Origin of the sequence: Aureimonas sp. AU20, from assembly GCF_001442755.1 — a bacterium.
In the GTDB taxonomy this organism is placed as follows: Bacteria; Pseudomonadota; Alphaproteobacteria; order Rhizobiales; family Rhizobiaceae; genus Aureimonas.
Genome location: NZ_CP006367.1, coordinates 2,591,173 through 2,609,873 on the forward strand (window position 1 = coordinate 2,591,173; position 18,701 = coordinate 2,609,873).

Consider the following 18,701-nt stretch of genomic DNA (forward strand, 5'->3'; position numbering starts at 1 on the left):
CCTCGCCTTCAGCCTTTCATCGTGTTGACGTCGTCGACCGCGATCGACCCGCGATTGCGGAAGAAGACGACCAGAATTGCAAGTCCGATCGCAGCTTCGGCGGCGGCGACGGTCAGAATGAACAGGGCGAAGATCTGCCCCGCCAAGTCGTTTAGGAAGGCTGAGAACGCCACGAGATTTAGGTTGACGGCGAGCAGGATGAGTTCGACCGACATCAGGATCGTGATGATGTTCTTGCGGTTCATGAAGATACCGAAGACGCCGATCACGAAGAGAATGGCGGCAACCGTAAGGTAGTGTCCGAGACCAACGGCCATATTGCTGTTCCTTGGGTTCCGCTCAGAGTCCGCGACCGGTCTCGACCTGAACGACCTCGATCGAAGTCGCCGGGTTGCGACGAACCTGCTCGGGGATCGACTGCCGCTTCAGGCCCGGCTTATGGCGCAGCGTCAGGACGATGGCACCCACCATGGCGACGAATAGGATGAGACCCGCCATCTGGAAGAAGAAGACGTAGCGGGTATAGAGCACCTGCCCGATCGCCTCGATGTTCGACATCGTTTCGAGCGGGGGCATGGGCAGAACTGTCGCCGACGTCGGCGCCGGCTGGTAGTAGCCGCCCGACAGGGCGATGATCAGCTGGGCCAGCAGCACGAAACCGATGATCGCGCCGACCGGCGCGTATTTCAGCGCGTCTTGCTTGATGCGACCGAAATCGAGATCCAGCATCATTACGACGAAGAGGAAGAGGATCGCCACGGCGCCGACATAGACGACGATCAGGATCAGCGCGAGGAACTCGGCTCCCGTCATCAGGAACAGGCCCGCCGCCGCCACGAAGGTCAGGATGAGGAACAGGACCGAATGGACCGGATTGCGCGACACGACCACCATCAGCGCCGAACCGACGCTGACGATCGCGAAAACATAGAAGAAGAACGTCTGCAGCCCCATCGTGGCGGGCTCCCCCAAAAGGTACGGTTCACTCGCAAGAAGCGCGCGACAAAGGCCGCGCGGCTTGCCCTAATCTCAGCCGCGGCCCCCGGAGGCCACCGCCAGAGGCTTAACGGTACGGTGCGTCGAGCGCAATGTTGCGCGCAAGCTCGCGCTCCCAACGGTCGCCGTTCGCCAGCAGCTTTTCCTTGTCGTAGTAGAGCTCTTCGCGGGTTTCCGTCGAGAACTCGAAATTCGGCCCCTCGACGATCGCGTCGACCGGGCAAGCTTCCTGGCAGAAGCCGCAATAGATGCACTTCACCATATCGATGTCGTAGCGCACGGTGCGGCGCGTACCATCGTTCCGGCGCGGACCGGCTTCGATAGTGATGGCCTGTGCCGGGCAGATCGCCTCGCAGAGCTTGCACGCGATGCAGCGCTCCTGGCCGTTGGGATAGCGGCGCAAGGCATGCTCGCCGCGAAAGCGCGGGCTGACCGGACCCTTTTCGAACGGATAGTTCAGAGTCGATTTTGGCGCAAAGAAGTAGCGCATGGAGAGGCGGAACGCTGCCAAGAACTCCAGAAGAAACAGCGATCGAATGGACTGCGTCAGAGCGCTCATCTTTTACCTTGCCTCCGAAATCCGGAGTGAATGTCAGGTCGGCCTTCGCGCCCATGCGTCGGGGAATGCGAAGAGGAAGAAAGGCGGCCGAACCGCCTCTCCGATCAGGCGTTGCCCCAGCCCGTGAGCTGGAGAACGAAGGCGACGATCACGACCATGGCGAGCGAGATCGGAAGGAAGACCTTCCAGCCCAGACGCATCAGCTGGTCGTAGCGATAGCGGGGCACGAAGGCCTTCACCATGGCGAAGAGGAAGAAGCAGAAGGTGACTTTGATCAGGAACCAGATCACCCCAGGCACCCAGGTAAAGGGCGCAAAGCCGAACGGGGGCAGCCAGCCGCCGAGGAACAGGATGGTCATCAGCGAGCACATCAGGGTGATCGCTGCATACTCGCCGAGCATGAACATCATGTAAGGAGTCGAGCCATACTCGACCATGAAACCCGCGACCAGCTCAGATTCCGCCTCCGGTAGATCGAAGGGCGGCCGGTTCGTCTCGGCCAGGGCCGAGATAAAGAAGATCACGAACATCGGGAAGAGCGAAAGCCAGTGCCAGTCAAGGAAACTGGCAGGCAGGCCGAGCATGGTGCCGAGGCCATCCGACTGCGCCACGACGATGTCGGTGAGGTTCAGCGAGCCGACGCAGAGGAGGACGGTGACGATAACGAAACCGATCGAGACTTCGTAGGAGACCATCTGCGCTGCCGAGCGAAGCGCGCCGAGAAAGGCGTATTTCGAGTTCGACGCCCAGCCGCCCATGATGACGCCATAGACCTCGAGCGAAGAGATCGCGAAGATATAGAGAATGCCGAGATTGATATCGGCAATCACCCAACCGTCGGCGATCGGCACCACCGCGAAAGTGGCTAGTGCCAACACGACCGCGACCAGAGGCGCGACGAGGAACACCACCTTGTCGGAGGAGGCCGGAATGACCGGCTCCTTCAGCACGAACTTCAGCAGATCGGCGAAAGACTGGAAAAGCCCGAAGGGACCTACGACGTTCGGACCGCGACGCATCTGCACCGCCGCCCAGATCTTGCGATCCGCCAGAAGGATATAGGCGATCAGTACGAGCAGCACGACCAGGAACAGAAGGCTCTGTCCGAGGATGACCAGCGCTGGCCAGATATAGGACGAGAAAAGGTCCATGTGTTTTGGTCTTCCTTACTCGGCAGCCTGGAGCTGTTCGCCGCGCGCCAGACGCGAGCACTCGGCCATCACTTTGGAGGCCCGGGCAATGGGATTGGTCAGGTAGAAGTCACCGATACGCGAGCGGAAGGTCTCGCCGCTCAACGCGCCGGCGCGATCAGCCAGAACAGTGATCGCGTTGCGATCGGCTTCCACCAGCTCGCCCTGCGACAGATGAGGGACGGCGGCAACAAGGTCAGTCCTCAGTTGCAGAAGTGAGTCGAAGGGCAGAGCCTTACCGAGCACCCCAGACAACGCGCGGAAGATGGCCCAGTCCTCCTTGGCGTCGCCCGGCGGGAATGCGGCACGACCACCGGACTGGACCCGCCCTTCGGTGTTGACGTAGATGCCGGCCTTCTCCGTATAGGCCGCCCCCGGCAGGATGACGTCGGCGCGATGCGCGCCCTTGTCGCCATGCGTGCCGATGTAAACGACGAAGGGACCAGCCGCGATGTCGATCTCATCGGCCCCGAGGTTGAAGAGAACATCGACGCCGCCATCGGCCATCTCATGCGCCGAAGCACCGCCTGCCGTCGGCACGAAACCGATGTCCAGACCGCCGACGCGCGACGCAGCCGTGTGAAGAACGTTGAAGCCGTTCCAACCATCAGTAACGGCGCCGATTTCGCGAGCGAGCGCCGCGATCGAGTTCAGAACGTCGAGACCGTTCTCGCCCGACAGAGGCCCCTGCCCGACGATGATCATCGGCCGCTCGGCCTTGCTCAAAGCCTCGTAGAAGTCGCGGTTCGCCGTTTCGATCTCGCCCAGCGTCTGAGGTCCGGCGCCGAGATGCGTCACGGCATATCGCAGGTCGACATTCTCCCCGATCAGACCAATCGGGAAACCGCCCCGGCGCCAGCGCTTGCGAATGCGCGCGTTGAGAACCGGAGCTTCGAAACGCGGATTGGCACCGATGATGAGAAGCGCATCCGCGTTCTCAATGCCGGCAATCGTCGTGTTGAAGAGATAAGAGGCACGGCCATCGGCCGGGTCGATCTTCGATCCGTCCTGGCGACAGTCGATATTGGTGGAACCGAGCTCGCCCATCAGGCGCTTGAGCGCCCACATCTCTTCGAGATTGGCGAGATCGCCGGCAATGGCCCCGATGCGGTTCGCGCTACTGGCAGCGATCTTCGACTTGATCACGTCGAAGGCTTCCGCCCAGGTCGCCGGCTGGAGGCGGCCGTCACGGCGCACATAGGGCCGGTCCAGGCGTTGCGTGCGAAGGCCATCCCAGACGAAGCGGGTCTTGTCGGAAATCCATTCCTCGTTCACGAGCTCGTTCGTGCGCGGCAGAATGCGCATGACCTCGCGGCCGCGTGTGTCGACGCGGATTGAAGAGCCGACCGCATCCATGACGTCGATCGTCTCGGTCTTGGTCAGCTCCCACGGGCGAGCTTGGAAGGCATAGGGACGGGAGGTTAGGGCGCCAACCGGGCAGAGGTCGATCACGTTGCCCTGCATCTCGGACGTCATAGCCTGTTCGAGATAGGTCGTGATCTCGGCATCTTCGCCACGGCCGATCAGACCGAGCTCGGAAATGCCGGCGACTTCCGTGGTGAAGCGAACGCAGCGCGTGCAGTGAATGCAGCGCGTCATAATCGTCTTCACGAGCGGGCCGATATATTTGTCTTCGACAGCGCGCTTGTTTTCTTTGTAACGCGAGGAATCGACGCCGAAGGCCATGGCTTGGTCTTGCAGGTCGCACTCGCCGCCCTGGTCGCAGATCGGGCAATCCAGCGGATGGTTGATGAGGAGAAACTCCATCACCCCTTCGCGCGCCTTCTTCACCATCGGCGTGTTGGTGAAGATTTCAGGCGCCTCGCCGTTCGGGCCGGGGCGCAGATCGCGCACGCCCATGGCGCAGGATGCGGCAGGCTTCGGCGGACCACCCTTCACCTCGACCAGACACATGCGGCAATTACCGGCGACCGAAAGCCGCTCGTGAAAGCAGAAGCGCGGGATTTCGGCACCAGCCTCCTCCGCTGCCTGTAGCAGCGTGTAGTGGTCGGGAACCTCGATCTCGTTGCCGTCGACTTTGATCTTTGCCATCTGCTTTTCTCAGTTCCGGTGCGCCTGACCGGCAGAGCCATCGCCCTGCCCCGTTCCGCGTCGCCCGATTACTCTGCCGCCTGAAGGATGGCGGGACGGTCCTTATCGGCATTGCGCGAGAATTCGTCGATCCGGCGCTCGATCTCGGCGCGGAAATGTCGAATGAGACCTTGGATCGGCCAAGCCGCAGCATCACCAAGCGCACAGATCGTGTGACCTTCGACCTGCTTCGTCACGTCGAGCAGCATGTCGATGTCGCGCTTCTGCGCGTTGCCGACCACCATGCGCTCCATGACGCGCCACATCCAGCCCGTGCCTTCGCGGCAAGGCGTGCATTGTCCGCAACTCTCATGCTTGTAGAAATAAGCTAGCCGAGCGATGGCCCGGACGATGTCGGTCGACTTGTCCATGACGATCACGGCCGCCGTGCCGAACGAGGACTTCACCTCGCGCATGCCGTCGAAATCCATGATCGCGTCGACCATCTGCTCGCCCGGCACGAGCGGGCAGGATGAGCCGCCCGGAATCACGGCCAGAAGATTGTCGTACCCGCCGCGCACGCCGCCGCAATGGCGGTCGATCAGCTCGCGGAACGAGATGCCCATCGTCTCTTCGACCGTGCAGGGGCGGTTAACGTGACCCGAGATCGAGAAGAGTTTGGTACCAGTGTTGTTCGGGCGGCCGAAGCCAGCAAACCACGCACCGCCGCGACGCAGAATAGTCGGGGCGACCGCGATCGACTCGACGTTGTTCACGGTCGTCGGGCAGCCGTAGAGACCCATATTGGCCGGGAAAGGCGGCTTCAGCCGCGGCTGGCCCTTCTTGCCCTCGAGGCTTTCAAGCAGCGCAGTTTCTTCACCACAGATGTAGGCGCCGGCGCCGTGATGGACGAAGACGTCCATATCCCAGCCGCACTTGTTGTCGCGGCCGAGTAGGCCGGCCTCGTAGCATTCGTCGATCGCGCGCTGCAGCGCCTCACGCTCGCGGACATACTCGCCGCGAACGTAGATGTAAGCCGCATGCGCGCCCATCGCGAAACTGGCGATGATGCAACCCTCGATCAGCGTGAACGGATCGTTGCGCAGGATCTCGCGATCCTTGCAGGTGCCAGGCTCGGACTCGTCTGCATTGACCACGAGATAATGCGGCCGCTCGCCGACCTCCTTCGGCATGAAGGACCATTTCAGACCGGTCGGGAAGCCAGCGCCGCCGCGGCCGCGCAGGCCCGAGGCCTTCATCTCGTTGATGATCCAGTCGCGGCCTTTGCCGATGATCTCGGCCGTGCCATCGAAATGCCCGCGCCGCATCGCGCCCTTCAGGCTCTTGTCCCGAAGACCGTAGATGTTGGTGAAGATGCGATCCTGATCCTGCAGCATAGTCGCCTCCCCGCCTCTCAGCGCTTCGTCTCGTCAGCGCTCGGCACGCTGCGGTTCTCGCTTCCGGATGCGCCGGCCTCGCTGGCCGGAGTTCCAACCGTGTCGGACGTGTTCTTGCGCTCGCCTTCGAGCTGGCCACTGGCGCTGGATTCACGATTCGACAGGTCGGAGCTAGACGTCACCTTCACCGGCGACTCGCCAGGCACGCGCTGCTCGTCACGAACCACGGAATCTTCGGCCGCAGCACCCTTGTCCTTCATCGGCCCGTCGCTGCGCGGCTTGCCATCGGTCGAGCCCGAAGCGGACCCGAACTCAGCCTTGTCGCGCTCGTTCTGGCCGGTCGGGCCTTGCGTGGTCCCACCGGTCTTACCGGCACCGGCGTGTCCGGCGCCATCGGACGGATCAACGCTGGTCGACTCCTCCTTCGCGGAACGGGAGTCGGCAGCAGAAGCTTTGCCCGGCGACTGGATCGTCGGATCGGTTTCCGGCGCGCTGGTTTCGACGCGACCTGCCTGCGAAGGCGGGGTCGACGTTTCGCCACCCGAAGTCGAGGTCGAAGCCTGATCGCGCGAGCGCGCCTCTTCCCGCCCGTCTTCATCGTTGAAGGCCGTCAGCGTGGTAAGACCACCGATCGGCACGGACAGGTGACGATCGACCTGCGGCCCCTTGCGGACGCTCTCACCCTCGCCGGCATCGAACGCGGCGATGATCTCGCCCAGCCGCTCCGGCGTCAGGTCCTCGTAGGTGTCCTTAAAGATCATGACCATTGGCGCATTGACGCATGCGCCCAGGCACTCCACCTCTTCCCAGGACAGGGTGCCTGTCTCGTTGAGGTGGAACGGCTCAGGATGAATGTGCTTGCGGCAGGCCGCCTTCAGATCTTCAGCGCCGCGCAGCATGCAGGGCGTCGTGCCGCAGACCTGAACATGGGCCCGCGTGCCAACGGGCTTAAGCTGGAACTGAGTGTAAAAGGTCGCGACTTCGAGGACGCGGATCATCGGCATGCTCAGGCGATCGGCGACATACTCGATCGCCGCTTTCGTTACCCAGCCGTCCTGCTCCTGCGCACGCATGAGCAGCGGAATGACCGCCGACTGCTGGCGCCCCTCGGGATAGCGAGCGATCAACGTGACGGCCCACCGCTCGTTTTGATCCGAGAAGGCAAAGCTCTGGGGTTGAACGGCATCTTCCGCAAGGCGTCGGACAGACATTGGACCTCGACTTCAGAACGGTTCCAACATGCGTATGTTGCGGCGCGTTCTAACATAGAATGCTTAAAAGACCAGCGACTTCACGAGACCGCGAGCACCGGCAGTTTCTAGGCCAAACGTTGGCCGGCGAAGCCGAAGAAAGGCCTCGCCAACGGGCTTAGCGATCAACCTCGCCGAACACGATGTCGCAGGACCCCAGGATCGCGGACACGTCGGCCAGCATATGATTGCGGCACAGGAAATCCAGCGCCTGAAGATGCGCGAAGCCCGGGGCCTTGATCTTGCAGCGATAGGGCTTGTTGGTCCCGTCCGCCACCAGATAAACGCCGAACTCGCCCTTCGGCGCCTCGACCGCAGCGTAGACCTCGCCTTCCGGGACGTGGAAGCCTTCGGTGTACAGCTTGAAATGGTGGATCAGCGCTTCCATCGAGCGCTTCATCGCAGCGCGCTTGGGCGGCACGACCTTGCCCTCGGTTGAGGACACAGGACCAGCCCGGTCCTTGCCCGCGAGGCGCTCAATGCACTGCTTCATGATGGCGGTGGACTGGCGCATCTCTTCCATGCGGATGAGATAGCGGTCGTAGCAGTCGCCATTCTTGCCGATCGGAATGTCGAACTGCATCTGATCGTAGCATTCGTAAGGCTGCGACTTGCGAAGATCCCAGGCCGCGCCCGAACCGCGCACCATGACGCCGGAGAAGCCGAGGGCGAAAGCGTCCTCCAATGACACGACGCCGATATCGACATTGCGCTGCTTGAAGATGCGGTTCTCGGTCAGAAGCTCATCGATATCAGCGAGCGCCTTGAGGAACGGATCGCACCAAGCGCCGATGTCGTCCACCAGACGGGCGTCCAGATCCTGATGCACGCCGCCCGGTCGGAAGTAAGCGGCATGCAGCCGCGCGCCGCTTGCCCGCTCATAGAAGACCATGAGCTTCTCACGTTCCTCGAAGCCCCAAAGCGGCGGCGTCAGAGCGCCGACGTCCATGGCCTGCGTGGTGACGTTGAGAAGATGCGAAAGGATGCGCCCGATTTCGCAGTAGAGCACGCGGATCAGCTGCGCCTTGATCGGCACGTCCACCTCGGCCAGCCGCTCCACCGCGAGGCAGAACGCATGTTCCTGGTTCATCGGCGCGACATAGTCGAGCCGGTCGAAATAGGGGATCGCCTGCAGATAGGTCTTCTGCTCGATCAGCTTCTCGGTGCCGCGATGCAAAAGGCCGATATGCGGATCGACGCGCTCGACATTCTCGCCGTCCAGCTCGAGAACCAGACGAAGAACGCCGTGGGCCGCCGGATGCTGCGGACCGAAATTGATATTGAAGTTCCGGACGTCGATCTCGGCCACGGTCAGGCCCCTTGTTCGTTAGCGGATTGCGCCATGACGTCGGCGCCGGTCAACTTGCGGGTATCATTGGCGAAGGCATAGTGCGCAGGCTTCTCGTCCACGAAGATTTCCTCCGCGAAGTGGAAGCCCTCCTGATCGTCGAAGGCCTGGAACGAAACGGCATGCATGGAGCCGTCCTGCATTCGCCAGGCGAGACTCGATCCGCAACTCTTGCAGAACAGGCGCTCGCCGTAGGCGGACGATCGGTAGATGCCGAGCGTCGCACTTTGCATAAGCTCGAAATCGCCCTCGCAAGGAACGGCCATGAACGTACCGCCGCTCCAGCGACGGCAAAAGCTGCAGTGGCACACATCCATTTCCGGCTTGGCGGGCCGCGCAAGAAAACGCACGGCGCCACACAGACAGCCACCCGCTCTCACGCCCTCTCCTATCATCGCCGGCAGTTCGTCTTCGCCTTCTCGTCGCCCGGCAGGACGTAATCCGTCCCCTCCCAGGGCGAGAGAAAGTCGAAATTGCGGAACTCCTGGCGAAGCTGCACGGGTTCGTAGACGACCTGCTTCAACTCTTCGTCGTAGTGGACCTCGACGAAGCCGGTCAGGGGGAAATCCTTGCGAAGCGGATGCCCCTCGAAACCATAGTCGGTGAGGATGCGACGCAGATCGGGATGACCCGTGAACAAGATGCCATACAGATCGTAAGCTTCCCGCTCGAACCAGTCGGCACCGGGGAAGACGTCCGTGATCGATGGAACGGGGTTGTCCTCGTGTGTCGAGACCTTCACGCGGATGCGATGGTTCAGGTAGGGCGACAGGAAATGATAGACGACCTCGAACCGCTCGATGCGATTGGGGTAGTCCACCCCACAGAGATCCACGAAGCACTTGAACTGGCACTGCGAGTTGTCGCGCAGGAAAGTCGTGACCTCGACGATGTCGCTCGGCCGAACCTCGATCGTGAGTTCGCCATAGGCCTGCTTGGTCTCGACGATCTTGCCGCCAAACGCCTCGCCCAGGAAATCCGAAAGCTCGCTCGTGCTCATATCAGCGCTCGATGGTCCCTAGGCGGCGGATTTTCTTCTGAAGCAGCAACATGCCGTAGAGCAGTGCTTCGGCCGTCGGCGGGCAGCCCGGCACATAGATGTCGACCGGAACGACGCGGTCGCAGCCACGGACCACCGAATAGGAGTAGTGGTAGTAGCCGCCACCATTGGCACAGGAGCCCATGGAGATGACGTAGCGAGGCTCCGGCATCTGGTCGTAGACCTTGCGGAGCGCAGGCGCCATCTTGTTGGTCAACGTGCCGGCGACGATCATCAGGTCAGACTGGCGCGGCGAAGCTCGCGGCGCGAAGCCGAAGCGCTCGCCGTCATAGCGCGGCATCGACATCTGCATCATCTCGACCGCACAGCAGGCGAGACCGAAGGTCATCCACATCAGCGAACCCGTGCGGGCCCACTGGATCAGATCCTCGGTCGACGTGACGATGAAGCCCTTGTCGGCTAATTCGTTGTTGACGTCGGTAACGAAAGGGTGGGCCGCCGGGGCGACCTGCAAATCCGAGCGAGACGCCAGCGAAGAGGAAGCGGGGGTCAATCCCATTCCAACGCACCTTTCTTCCATTCGTAGACGAAGCCGACGGTCAGAACACCCAGGAACACCATCATCGACCAGAGCCCGGCCCAACCTAGTTCATGGAACGACGCGGCCCAAGGGAACAGGAAGGCGACTTCGAGATCGAAGATGATGAACAGGATGGATACGAGATAGAATCGAACGTCGAACTTCATACGGGAATCATCGAACGCGTCGAAGCCGCACTCGTAGGCCGAAAGCTTTTCGTCGTCGGGCGCCTTGAAAGCCAGGAGAAACGGCGAGACGAGAAGCGCCAGGCCGATCAGCAGGGCGACACCCACGAAGATGACGATCGGGAGATAAGAACCAAGGAGCTCGTTCACAAGCCTAACTCTCCATACCGCGAACGGGTCGCGATCGGGCAACGGTCTGACGCTTCACGTAGTTTCCGGCCAGGTCGGCGTCGCCGCACCCCTTACCGCGAAACCTGGAAGCTATCCCGCTTCGCCAAATCGGGGCGAGAATTAGACCCTTCCCAAAGTAGAAGCAAGGAGCCTTTCGTCGCTGCAAAACACTTCGCGCAAGCTCGGCCGCAGTGCGGCAAAAGAGCCGCATCAGATGTGGACAGCTCGATATTAGGCTTTGTGATAGAGGAGTTAAAGTGAGAAGATGGCGCGAGTGACGGGGCTCGAACCCGCGACCTCCGGCGTGACAGGCCGGCACTCTAACCGACTGAGCTACACCCGCGCAAACGATCACCCAAAAGCGATCTATAGAAAGCCACCATACGGTAGCTGAGTTAGAATGGCGCGAGTGACGGGGCTCGAACCCGCGACCTCCGGCGTGACAGGCCGGCACTCTAACCGACTGAGCTACACCCGCGCTCCGTGCCGCTGTCGTTTCCGTCAGCGGCATGAGGGGTCGTTTAAGGCGTGCCGCTGACGGTGTCAACGTCCCTTTTTCAGCCTACACAAATTCAATGACTTACCGGCTGCGTCCCTCGTTTCATGGCGTCCGCAAGACAGAATCGCTAGCTTTGGATGACGAATCGACCGCGTCGACCAGTCGAAATCGCCGCCTGACCGCGCACGGCGCCGCCGAATCGCTCTCCCGCTTGCATTTTCGTGCCCGAGCGCCTATCCGATGCGCGTCGGGCGATTAGCTCAGTTGGTAGAGCGCCTCGTTTACACCGAGGATGTCGGCAGTTCGAGCCTGTCATCGCCCACCATTCCCCGACATTCCTAACCAGACTAGGCAGTTGGGAATGACCTTTACTGACCGGGAAGGTTGCTGTGGAGTGAATGCGAACAAGGTTCGCCGACAAAGACGCCCTCCCCAGCCCGATCTCGCTCATGAAACAAATGAGCAGTCCATCGACGCCTGCCATTTACGTTTCAGCTGCTAACGATCGCCTTTGTCCCCTGTCGGTCCGAGATCGGTTGGTCTTATGGTTGGAAAGCCCTCCCCCCATCTCAGATATGCGCGGCCGTCATCCCGATACAAAAAAAGGCCGGCACCAAGGTGCCGACCATTCTCTCGAACAAATCTACGGCTTAAATCAGCCAGCGTTGACCGCATCCTTCAGGCCCTTGCCAGGCGTGAAGCGTGCCACGTTGCGAGCCGGAATATCGACCTCAGCGCCGGTCGACGGATTGCGGCCCTTGGATGCGGCGCGATGCGACACGGAAAACGTCCCGAAACCAACGAGACGGACGTCGTCGCCCTTCGCCATGGCACCCTGAAGCGCGTCGAACACCGCGTCGACGGCCGTCGTTGCGTCCTGCTTGGACAAGCCAGCCTTTTCCGCGACGACGGATACGAGCTCATTCTTATTCATGCCAAATCTCCAAACGTTTGGTCTTACCGACTCCGGCGGCCACGATGCTGAAAAGACCGGCCAGCTTCAAGGTGAGATGGACCAAAAGCCCGGGAAACAAGGCTTTTGCAAGCAAAATGCCGCCCTGTAGGGCGGCATTTTTCGTTTTTTGAAGCGGAATCGGATCAATGAGCGATGGCGGAGGTGCCTTCGTCCCCCGAATCACGGACGGGCACGGGGTTGTCCGCCTCGGTCCATTCGATCGCCTCGGGCTTCCGGATCAGCGCGTTGGCGAGGACCTCGTTCATGTGTGAGACCGGAATGATCTCGAGATTGTTCTTCACATTGTCGGGGATTTCCGCGAGATCCTTCGCGTTTTCCTCCGGGATCAGAACCGTCTTAATGCCACCGCGCAGGGCGGCAAGCAGCTTCTCCTTCAAGCCGCCGATCGGGAGCACCCGTCCGCGCAGGGTGACCTCGCCCGTCATGGCGATGTCCCGACGCACGGGGATGCCGGTCATGACCGACACGATAGCGGTCGCCATGGCCGTACCGGCTGACGGACCGTCCTTCGGTGTCGCTCCTTCCGGGACGTGAACGTGAATATCCCGCTTGTCGAAGAGCGGCGGCTCGATGCCGAACTCGATCGCGCGCGAGCGGACGTAGGACGCCGCCGCCGAGATCGACTCCTTCATCACGTCCTTCAGGTTGCCCGTCACCGTCATCTTGCCCTTGCCGGGCATCATGACGCCTTCGATCGTCAACAGTTCGCCGCCGACCTCGGTCCACGCCAAGCCCGTCACCACGCCGACCTGATCCGACAACTCGGCCTCGCCATAGCGGTAGCGCTGCACGCCGAGATAATCCGCCAGATTGGCGGCCGTGACGGCCACCGACTTAACGTCGCCTCGCACGATCTGCGTGACCGCCTTACGTGCAAGCTTCGACAGCTCGCGCTCGTAGGAGCGCACGCCGGCCTCGCGGGTGTAGCGCCGAGCGATCTCGCGCAGCGCGTCTTCCGCCACGGAAAACTCGCTGGCCTGCAAGGCGTGGTCGCGGATGGCCTTCGGCAGAAGATGCCGCTTGGCGATCTCGACCTTCTCATCCTCGGTGTAGCCGGCGATCCGAATGATCTCCATGCGGTCCATCAGCGGGCCGGGGATGTTCAGCGTGTTCGCGGTGGTGACGAACATCGTGGACGAGAGATCGTATTCGACCTCCAGATAGTGGTCCATGAAGGTCGCGTTCTGCTCGGGATCGAGCACCTCCAGCATGGCCGAGGACGGATCGCCTCGGAAGTCCTGGCCCATCTTGTCGATCTCATCGAGAAGGAAGAGCGGGTTATTGCGCTTCGCCTTCTTGAGGGACTGGATCACTTTGCCCGGCATGGAGCCGATATAGGTGCGCCGGTGACCGCGAATCTCGGCCTCGTCCCGCACGCCGCCGAGGGCCATGCGGACATATTCACGGCCTGTCGCCCGGGCGATGGACTTGGCGAGGGAGGTTTTGCCGACGCCGGGAGGGCCGACGAGGCAAAGGATCGGGCCCTTGATCTTGGGCTGACGTGCCTGCACCGCGAGATACTCGACGATGCGCTCCTTCACCTTGTCGAGCCCGTAGTGCTCTTCGTCCAGAATCTGCTCAGCGCGCTTCAGATCGATCCTGATCTTGGACGACTTGCCCCAGGGCAGGCCCAGCAGCCAGTCGAGATAGTTGCGAACCACCGTCGCCTCGGCGGACATGGGGCTCATCTGCCGCAGCTTCTTCAGCTCGGCGGAGGCCTTCTCCTTGCCTTCCTTGGAGAGCTTGGTCTTCTTGATGCGCTCCTCGATTTCGGCGAGTTCGTCACGGCCTTCCTCACCGTCGCCGAGTTCCTTCTGGATCGCCTTCATCTGCTCGTTCAGATAGTACTCGCGCTGGGTCTTCTCCATCTGGCGCTTGACGCGCGAGCGGATGCGCTTCTCCACCTGTAGAACGGAAATCTCCGCTTCCATGAAGCCCAGGGCGCGTTCCAGACGCTCGCGGACGCTCACGATGCCGAGCATTTCCTGCTTCTCGGGAATCTTGATCGCAAGATGGGAGGCCACCGTGTCGGCCAGCTTGGAATAGTCGTCGATCTGCCCGGCGGTGCCGACCACCTCCGGCGAGATCTTCTTGTTCAGCTTGACGTAGTTCTCGAACTCCGAGATCACCGACCGGGCCAGAGCCTCGATTTCGACCTGATCATCCTCGACCTCGTCCACCACCTCGGCGTGAGCCTCGTGCCACTCGGTGCGGTCCGTGAAGCTTGTGATTGAAGCGCGCGAGATGCCCTCCACCAGAACCTTCACGGTCCCGTCGGGCAGCTTCAGAAGCTGAAGGACGTTGGCGAGCGTGCCGAGATCGTAGATGGCGTCCGGCGCCGGATCCTCGTCGCCCGCATTCTTCTGGGTCGCAAGCAGGATCTGCTTGTCGGAGCCCATGACCTCTTCCAGCGCCTTGATCGACTTCTCGCGGCCGACGAACAGCGGCACGATCATATGCGGGAACACGACGATGTCGCGGAGCGGCAGAACCGGATAGGTCTGCCCCGAGAGATCGCCGAGACCGCGGTCGGATGTCGAATTGGACATGAAATTCCTTTCTGCGGCGAAGCCGCTAGTGGCCCATCCACGCCGGCCCAATCAGGCACCGAGGCGAAGGCCGTCATCGAATCGCAATGTGGCGACTTGGTCCCGTCCATTCAAGCCGATGGCGCGTCGCCAAGGCGTGAACGAAGCGGTTTCAAAACGCGCACGAACCCCTGAAAAACCAATGGCCCGTTCCAGCACTCTGCCGGAACGGGCCATCTCGTTTAAAGCTTCGGGCCGTTGGACCGATCAGGCACTAGCCGTTTCCTTCTCGTCCTTGCGGTCCGAGTAGATGTAGAGGGGCCGCGCGTTGCCGTCGATCACCTCTTCCGAGATCACCACCTCGCGAACGCCTTCCAGCGTTGGCAGGTCGAACATCGTGTCCAGCAGCATGGATTCCATGATCGAGCGCAGGCCGCGAGCCCCGGTCTTGCGCTCGATCGCCTTGCGGGCGATCGCCTTCAGCGCATCCTCATGGAACGTCAGCTCGACATTCTCCATCTCGAACAAGCGCTGATACTGCTTGACCAGGGCGTTCTTCGGCTCGACCAGAATCTGCACCAACGCGGGCTCGTCCAGATCTTCCAGCGTCGCCAGAACCGGCAGACGACCGACGAATTCCGGGATCAGGCCGAACTTGAGGAGATCCTCGGGCTCGACGCGGCGGAACAGCTCGCCCGTGCGGCGATCTTCCGGCGACTCGACCGTGGCGGCGAAGCCGATCGAGGTCTTGCGGCCGCGATCAGAAATGATCTTGTCGAGGCCTGCGAAAGCGCCGCCGCAGATGAAGAGGATGTTCGCCGTATCGACCTGCAGGAACTCCTGCTGGGGATGCTTGCGGCCACCCTGCGGCGGAACGGACGCGACCGTCCCTTCCATGATCTTCAAGAGAGCCTGCTGGACGCCCTCGCCCGACACGTCGCGGGTGATCGAGGGATTGTCCGACTTGCGGCTGATCTTGTCGATCTCGTCGATGTAGACGATGCCGCGCTGCGCGCGCTCGACATTGTAGTCGGCCGACTGGAGCAGCTTCAGGATGATGTTTTCGACATCTTCGCCGACATAACCGGCTTCCGTCAGCGTGGTTGCGTCCGCCATGGTGAAAGGCACATCGAGAATGCGTGCCAGCGTCTGGGCGAGCAGCGTCTTGCCGCAGCCGGTCGGGCCCATCAGCAGGATGTTGGACTTCGCCAGTTCGACGTCGTTGTTCTTCTGCGCGTGCGCCAAGCGCTTGTAGTGGTTGTGCACCGCGACCGAGAGAACCTTCTTGGCGAAGGACTGGCCGATCACGTAATCATCGAGAACCGCGATGATCTCCTGCGGGGTGGGCACGCCCTCGCGCGACTTCACCATGGAGGATTTGTTTTCCTCCCGGATGATGTCCATACACAGCTCGACGCACTCGTCGCAGATGAAGACCGTGGGCCCGGCGATCAGCTTGCGGACTTCGTGCTGGCTCTTTCCGCAGAAAGAGCAATAGAGCGTGTTCTTGGAATCGCCGCCGCTCACTTTGCTCATCGTTCTTCCTTCCGTTCCGCACCTCGGACTTTGAGGTCCGGAGATGGGTCGTCAGACCCTTTTTTCGTCATCCTATGCTGCAACGCTCATAAAGCAATCGTTCAATCCGACCGGCAGAAGGCTTCGTCGCAGATCCGTCATCACACGGTAGCCGGATCATCCTTGATCGACGCTTAACGACAACGCCGGCTTCCACCTTTCCTAGGTAGAAACCGGCGATGGCAACATCAAGATCGCAGCAGGGATCAGTTGGTGGTGCTGACTTCCAACGCGTCGCGCGAGGAATAGACCTTGTCGATCAGGCCGAACTCGCGCGCCTCATCGGCGGTCATGAAATGGTCGCGGTCGAGCGTGCGCTCGATCGTCTCGTAATCCTGGCCGGTGTGCTGGACATAGACCTCGTTCAGGCGACGCTTCAGCTTGATGATGTCCTGCGCGTGGCGCTCGATGTCGGAGGCTTGGCCCGAGAAGCCGCCCGAGGGCTGGTGCACCATGATGCGGGCATTGGGCGTGGCGAAGCGCATGTCCTTGTGACCGGCGCAAAGAAGCAGCGAGCCCATGGACGCCGCCTGCCCGATGCAGAGCGTCGAGACCGCCGGCTTGATGAACTGCATCGTGTCGTAGATCGCCATGCCCGACGTCACCACGCCGCCCGGCGAGTTGATGTAGAGCGAGATTTCCTTCTTCGGGTTCTCGGCCTCGAGGAAGAGAAGCTGCGCGCAGACAAGCGTGGCCATCGAATCCTCGATCGGCCCGGTGATGAAGATCACCCGCTCCTTCAGGAGGCGCGAGAAGATGTCGTAGGCGCGTTCGCCGCGGTTGGTCTGCTCCACCACCATGGGCACGAGGTTCATCGCGGTTTCGAGAGGATGCTTCATGTGAGGGAACGTCCGTTGATGGAGGGATCTTTGGAACCGCCGCGATGCGTCGAATCGGGCTCGCGTCCGTCTGACCCTAGATAGGGCTTAGCCGGGCGCCTGTGCAACCATGGCCATGGGAGGGGTTACCGCTCCCTGAAAACGAAAAAGGGCCGGCAAACATGCCGGCCCTCCGAAATCGAGGATGAACCCGGGGATCAGGCGGCAGCCGCCTCGTCCTCTTCCTCCTTCATCAGCTCTTCCTTGGAGACGGTCTTGTCGGTGACATCGACCGTGGCCAGGAGATGGTCGACGACCTTTTCCTCGAAGATCGGTGCGCGCAGGCTCTGGACGGCTTCCGGCGTGTTGCGGAAGTAGTCGTAGACCTGCTGCTCCTGGCCCGGATACTGCCGGACCTGGTCGATCACGGCGCGCTGCAGTTCCTCGTCGGACACCGTCACGCCGGCCTTCTCGCCGATCTCGGACAGGACGAGGCCCAGACGGACGCGGCGCTCGGCGAGCTTCTTGTACTCGTCGCGCGCCTTCTCCTCCGTGGTGTCCTCTTCCTCGAAGGTCTTGCCGCTCTGCTCGAGCTCGCGGGTCACCTGCGCCCAGATGTTGTTGAACTCGGCTTCGACGAGCTTCGACGGCAGCTCGAACGCATAGTCCGCGTCCAGCGCATCGAGAAGCTGACGCTTCACCTTCTGACGCGTCGCCTGGCCGTACTGGCTCTCGATCTGGCCGCGCACGATCTCGCGAAGACGGTCGATCGACTCCAGGCCGAGCTTCTTGGCGAGCTCGTCGTTCAGTTCCATCTCGTCCGGCTTGGCGACGGACTTGATCTTCACCTCGAACACGGCCTGCTTGCCGGCGAGATGGGCCGCACCGTAATCCTCCGGGAAGGAGAGCTCGACATTCTTCTCATCGCCAGCGGACAGGCCGACCAACTGATCCTCGAAGCCGGGGATGAACTGGCCCGAGCCGAGCACGAGGTTCGAGTCGGTGGCCGTGCCGCCCTGGAAGGCTTCGCCGTCGATCTTGCCAAGGAAGTCCATGGTGACGCGGTCGCCGGTCTCGGCAGCGCCTTCCTTGGGCTGGAAGGTGCGCGCGCTCTCGGCGATGCGCTTCACCTGCTCCTCGACTTCGTCCTCGGCGATCTCGACCACCGGACGCTCGATCTTGATCGCGTCGGTGCTCTTGAGTTCGAAGGCGGGCAGCGTCTCGTAGGAGACGGTGAAGCGGAAGTCGCTCTGGCCGTTCAGAACCTTCTCCGCCTCACCCTCGTTCTCCGTCATCTGGATTTCGGGACGCATGGCCGAGCGCTCGTTGCGCTCCGCGATCACGGTGCGCGGCGTCTCGTTGATGATCTGGTTCACGATTTCGGCCATGATCGACCGGCCATACGTCTTGCGCATATGGGCCATCGGGATCTTGCCGGGGCGGAAGCCCTTGATCTTAACCTGATCCTTGATCTCGAAGAGGCGGGTCTGCAGCCGTGCCTCAAGGTCCGACGCCGGCACGACGATCTCGATCTCGCGCGACAGGCCTTCGGCCTTGGTTTCCTTAACCTGCATCATCAACCCTTTATGGTCTGCAAC

17 protein-coding genes and 3 tRNA genes are annotated in these 18,701 nt (G+C 61.7%); 1 reads left to right on the top strand and 19 read right to left on the bottom strand.

Going from position 1 to position 18,701, the window contains the following annotated elements:
* Positions 1 to 8: 8 nt before the first annotated feature.
* From nuoK to M673_RS11555, 14 genes are all read right to left on the bottom strand, one after another.
* The gene (gene nuoK, locus M673_RS11490) at positions 9 to 317 is read right to left on the bottom strand and encodes an NADH-quinone oxidoreductase subunit NuoK (RefSeq protein ID WP_061976191.1); all 309 of its coding nucleotides are present in this window, start codon (positions 315 to 317) and stop codon (positions 9 to 11) included.
* Between the two features lie 22 nt (positions 318 to 339).
* Positions 340 to 954 carry an NADH-quinone oxidoreductase subunit J gene (locus M673_RS11495; protein ID WP_061976192.1) on the bottom strand — a complete coding sequence of 205 codons (615 nt, stop codon included), beginning with the start codon at positions 952 to 954 and terminating at the stop codon, positions 340 to 342.
* A 109-nt stretch (positions 955 to 1,063) separates the two neighbouring features.
* The gene (gene nuoI, locus M673_RS11500) at positions 1,064 to 1,555 is read right to left on the bottom strand and encodes an NADH-quinone oxidoreductase subunit NuoI (RefSeq protein WP_061976193.1); all 492 of its coding nucleotides are present in this window, start codon (positions 1,553 to 1,555) and stop codon (positions 1,064 to 1,066) included.
* Between the two features lie 104 nt (positions 1,556 to 1,659).
* Positions 1,660 to 2,706 carry an NADH-quinone oxidoreductase subunit NuoH gene (gene nuoH / locus M673_RS11505; protein WP_061976194.1) on the bottom strand — a complete coding sequence of 349 codons (1,047 nt, stop codon included), beginning with the start codon at positions 2,704 to 2,706 and terminating at the stop codon, positions 1,660 to 1,662.
* Between the two features lie 15 nt (positions 2,707 to 2,721).
* Positions 2,722 to 4,797 carry an NADH-quinone oxidoreductase subunit NuoG gene (gene nuoG / locus M673_RS11510; RefSeq protein ID WP_061976195.1) on the bottom strand — a complete coding sequence of 692 codons (2,076 nt, stop codon included), beginning with the start codon at positions 4,795 to 4,797 and terminating at the stop codon, positions 2,722 to 2,724.
* 68 nt (positions 4,798 to 4,865) lie between these two features.
* Positions 4,866 to 6,173: an NADH-quinone oxidoreductase subunit NuoF gene (nuoF, locus tag M673_RS11515; protein WP_061976196.1), complete on the bottom strand. Its 1,308-nt coding sequence runs from the start codon at positions 6,171 to 6,173 to the stop codon at positions 4,866 to 4,868.
* 17 nt (positions 6,174 to 6,190) lie between these two features.
* Positions 6,191 to 7,384, bottom strand: a complete 1,194-nt coding sequence (nuoE, locus tag M673_RS11520; protein WP_061976197.1) for an NADH-quinone oxidoreductase subunit NuoE — start codon at positions 7,382 to 7,384, stop codon at positions 6,191 to 6,193.
* 157 nt (positions 7,385 to 7,541) lie between these two features.
* On the bottom strand, positions 7,542 to 8,732 hold the full coding sequence (locus M673_RS11525) for an NADH-quinone oxidoreductase subunit D (RefSeq protein WP_061976198.1): 1,191 nt from the start codon (positions 8,730 to 8,732) through the stop codon (positions 7,542 to 7,544).
* Between the two features lie 2 nt (positions 8,733 to 8,734).
* Positions 8,735 to 9,166, bottom strand: coding sequence for a GFA family protein (locus tag M673_RS11530; protein ID WP_061976199.1), 432 nt, complete (start codon positions 9,164 to 9,166; stop codon positions 8,735 to 8,737).
* Complete coding sequence (locus M673_RS11535; protein ID WP_061976200.1) at positions 9,163 to 9,771, bottom strand: NADH-quinone oxidoreductase subunit C; 609 nt, start codon at positions 9,769 to 9,771, stop codon at positions 9,163 to 9,165. The genes M673_RS11530 and M673_RS11535 overlap by 4 nt, the downstream gene beginning before the upstream one ends.
* Before the next feature lies 1 nt (position 9,772).
* Positions 9,773 to 10,330 (bottom strand): NuoB/complex I 20 kDa subunit family protein, encoded by a 558-nt coding sequence (locus M673_RS11540; RefSeq protein WP_061976201.1) that lies wholly within the window; start codon positions 10,328 to 10,330, stop codon positions 9,773 to 9,775.
* Complete coding sequence (locus tag M673_RS11545; protein ID WP_019995320.1) at positions 10,321 to 10,686, bottom strand: NADH-quinone oxidoreductase subunit A; 366 nt, start codon at positions 10,684 to 10,686, stop codon at positions 10,321 to 10,323. Before M673_RS11545 ends, M673_RS11540 begins: the two co-directional genes overlap by 10 nt.
* Positions 10,687 to 10,973: 287 nt before the next feature.
* Positions 10,974 to 11,050, bottom strand: a tRNA-Asp gene (locus M673_RS11550).
* Between the two features lie 58 nt (positions 11,051 to 11,108).
* Positions 11,109 to 11,185 (bottom strand) — tRNA-Asp (locus M673_RS11555).
* A gap of 270 nt (positions 11,186 to 11,455) precedes the next feature.
* On the opposite strand from M673_RS11555, the gene M673_RS11560 reads away from it, so the two are divergent.
* A tRNA-Val gene (locus M673_RS11560) sits at positions 11,456 to 11,531 on the top strand.
* 330 nt (positions 11,532 to 11,861) lie between these two features.
* Here M673_RS11560 and M673_RS11565 read toward each other — a convergent pair.
* The 5 genes from M673_RS11565 to tig form a co-directional block, all read right to left on the bottom strand.
* Positions 11,862 to 12,140: an HU family DNA-binding protein gene (locus tag M673_RS11565; RefSeq protein WP_061976202.1), complete on the bottom strand. Its 279-nt coding sequence runs from the start codon at positions 12,138 to 12,140 to the stop codon at positions 11,862 to 11,864.
* 164 nt (positions 12,141 to 12,304) lie between these two features.
* Entirely contained in the window at positions 12,305 to 14,731 is a 2,427-nt protein-coding gene (lon, locus tag M673_RS11570) for an endopeptidase La (protein WP_061976203.1), read from the bottom strand.
* 246 nt (positions 14,732 to 14,977) lie between these two features.
* Complete coding sequence (gene clpX / locus M673_RS11575; protein WP_061976204.1) at positions 14,978 to 16,246, bottom strand: ATP-dependent Clp protease ATP-binding subunit ClpX; 1,269 nt, start codon at positions 16,244 to 16,246, stop codon at positions 14,978 to 14,980.
* Between the two features lie 245 nt (positions 16,247 to 16,491).
* The gene (locus tag M673_RS11580) at positions 16,492 to 17,124 is read right to left on the bottom strand and encodes an ATP-dependent Clp protease proteolytic subunit (RefSeq protein ID WP_061976205.1); all 633 of its coding nucleotides are present in this window, start codon (positions 17,122 to 17,124) and stop codon (positions 16,492 to 16,494) included.
* Positions 17,125 to 17,321: 197 nt separating this feature from the next.
* Entirely contained in the window at positions 17,322 to 18,677 is a 1,356-nt protein-coding gene (tig, locus tag M673_RS11585) for a trigger factor (protein ID WP_061977808.1), read from the bottom strand.
* Between the last annotated feature and the right edge of the window lie 24 nt (positions 18,678 to 18,701).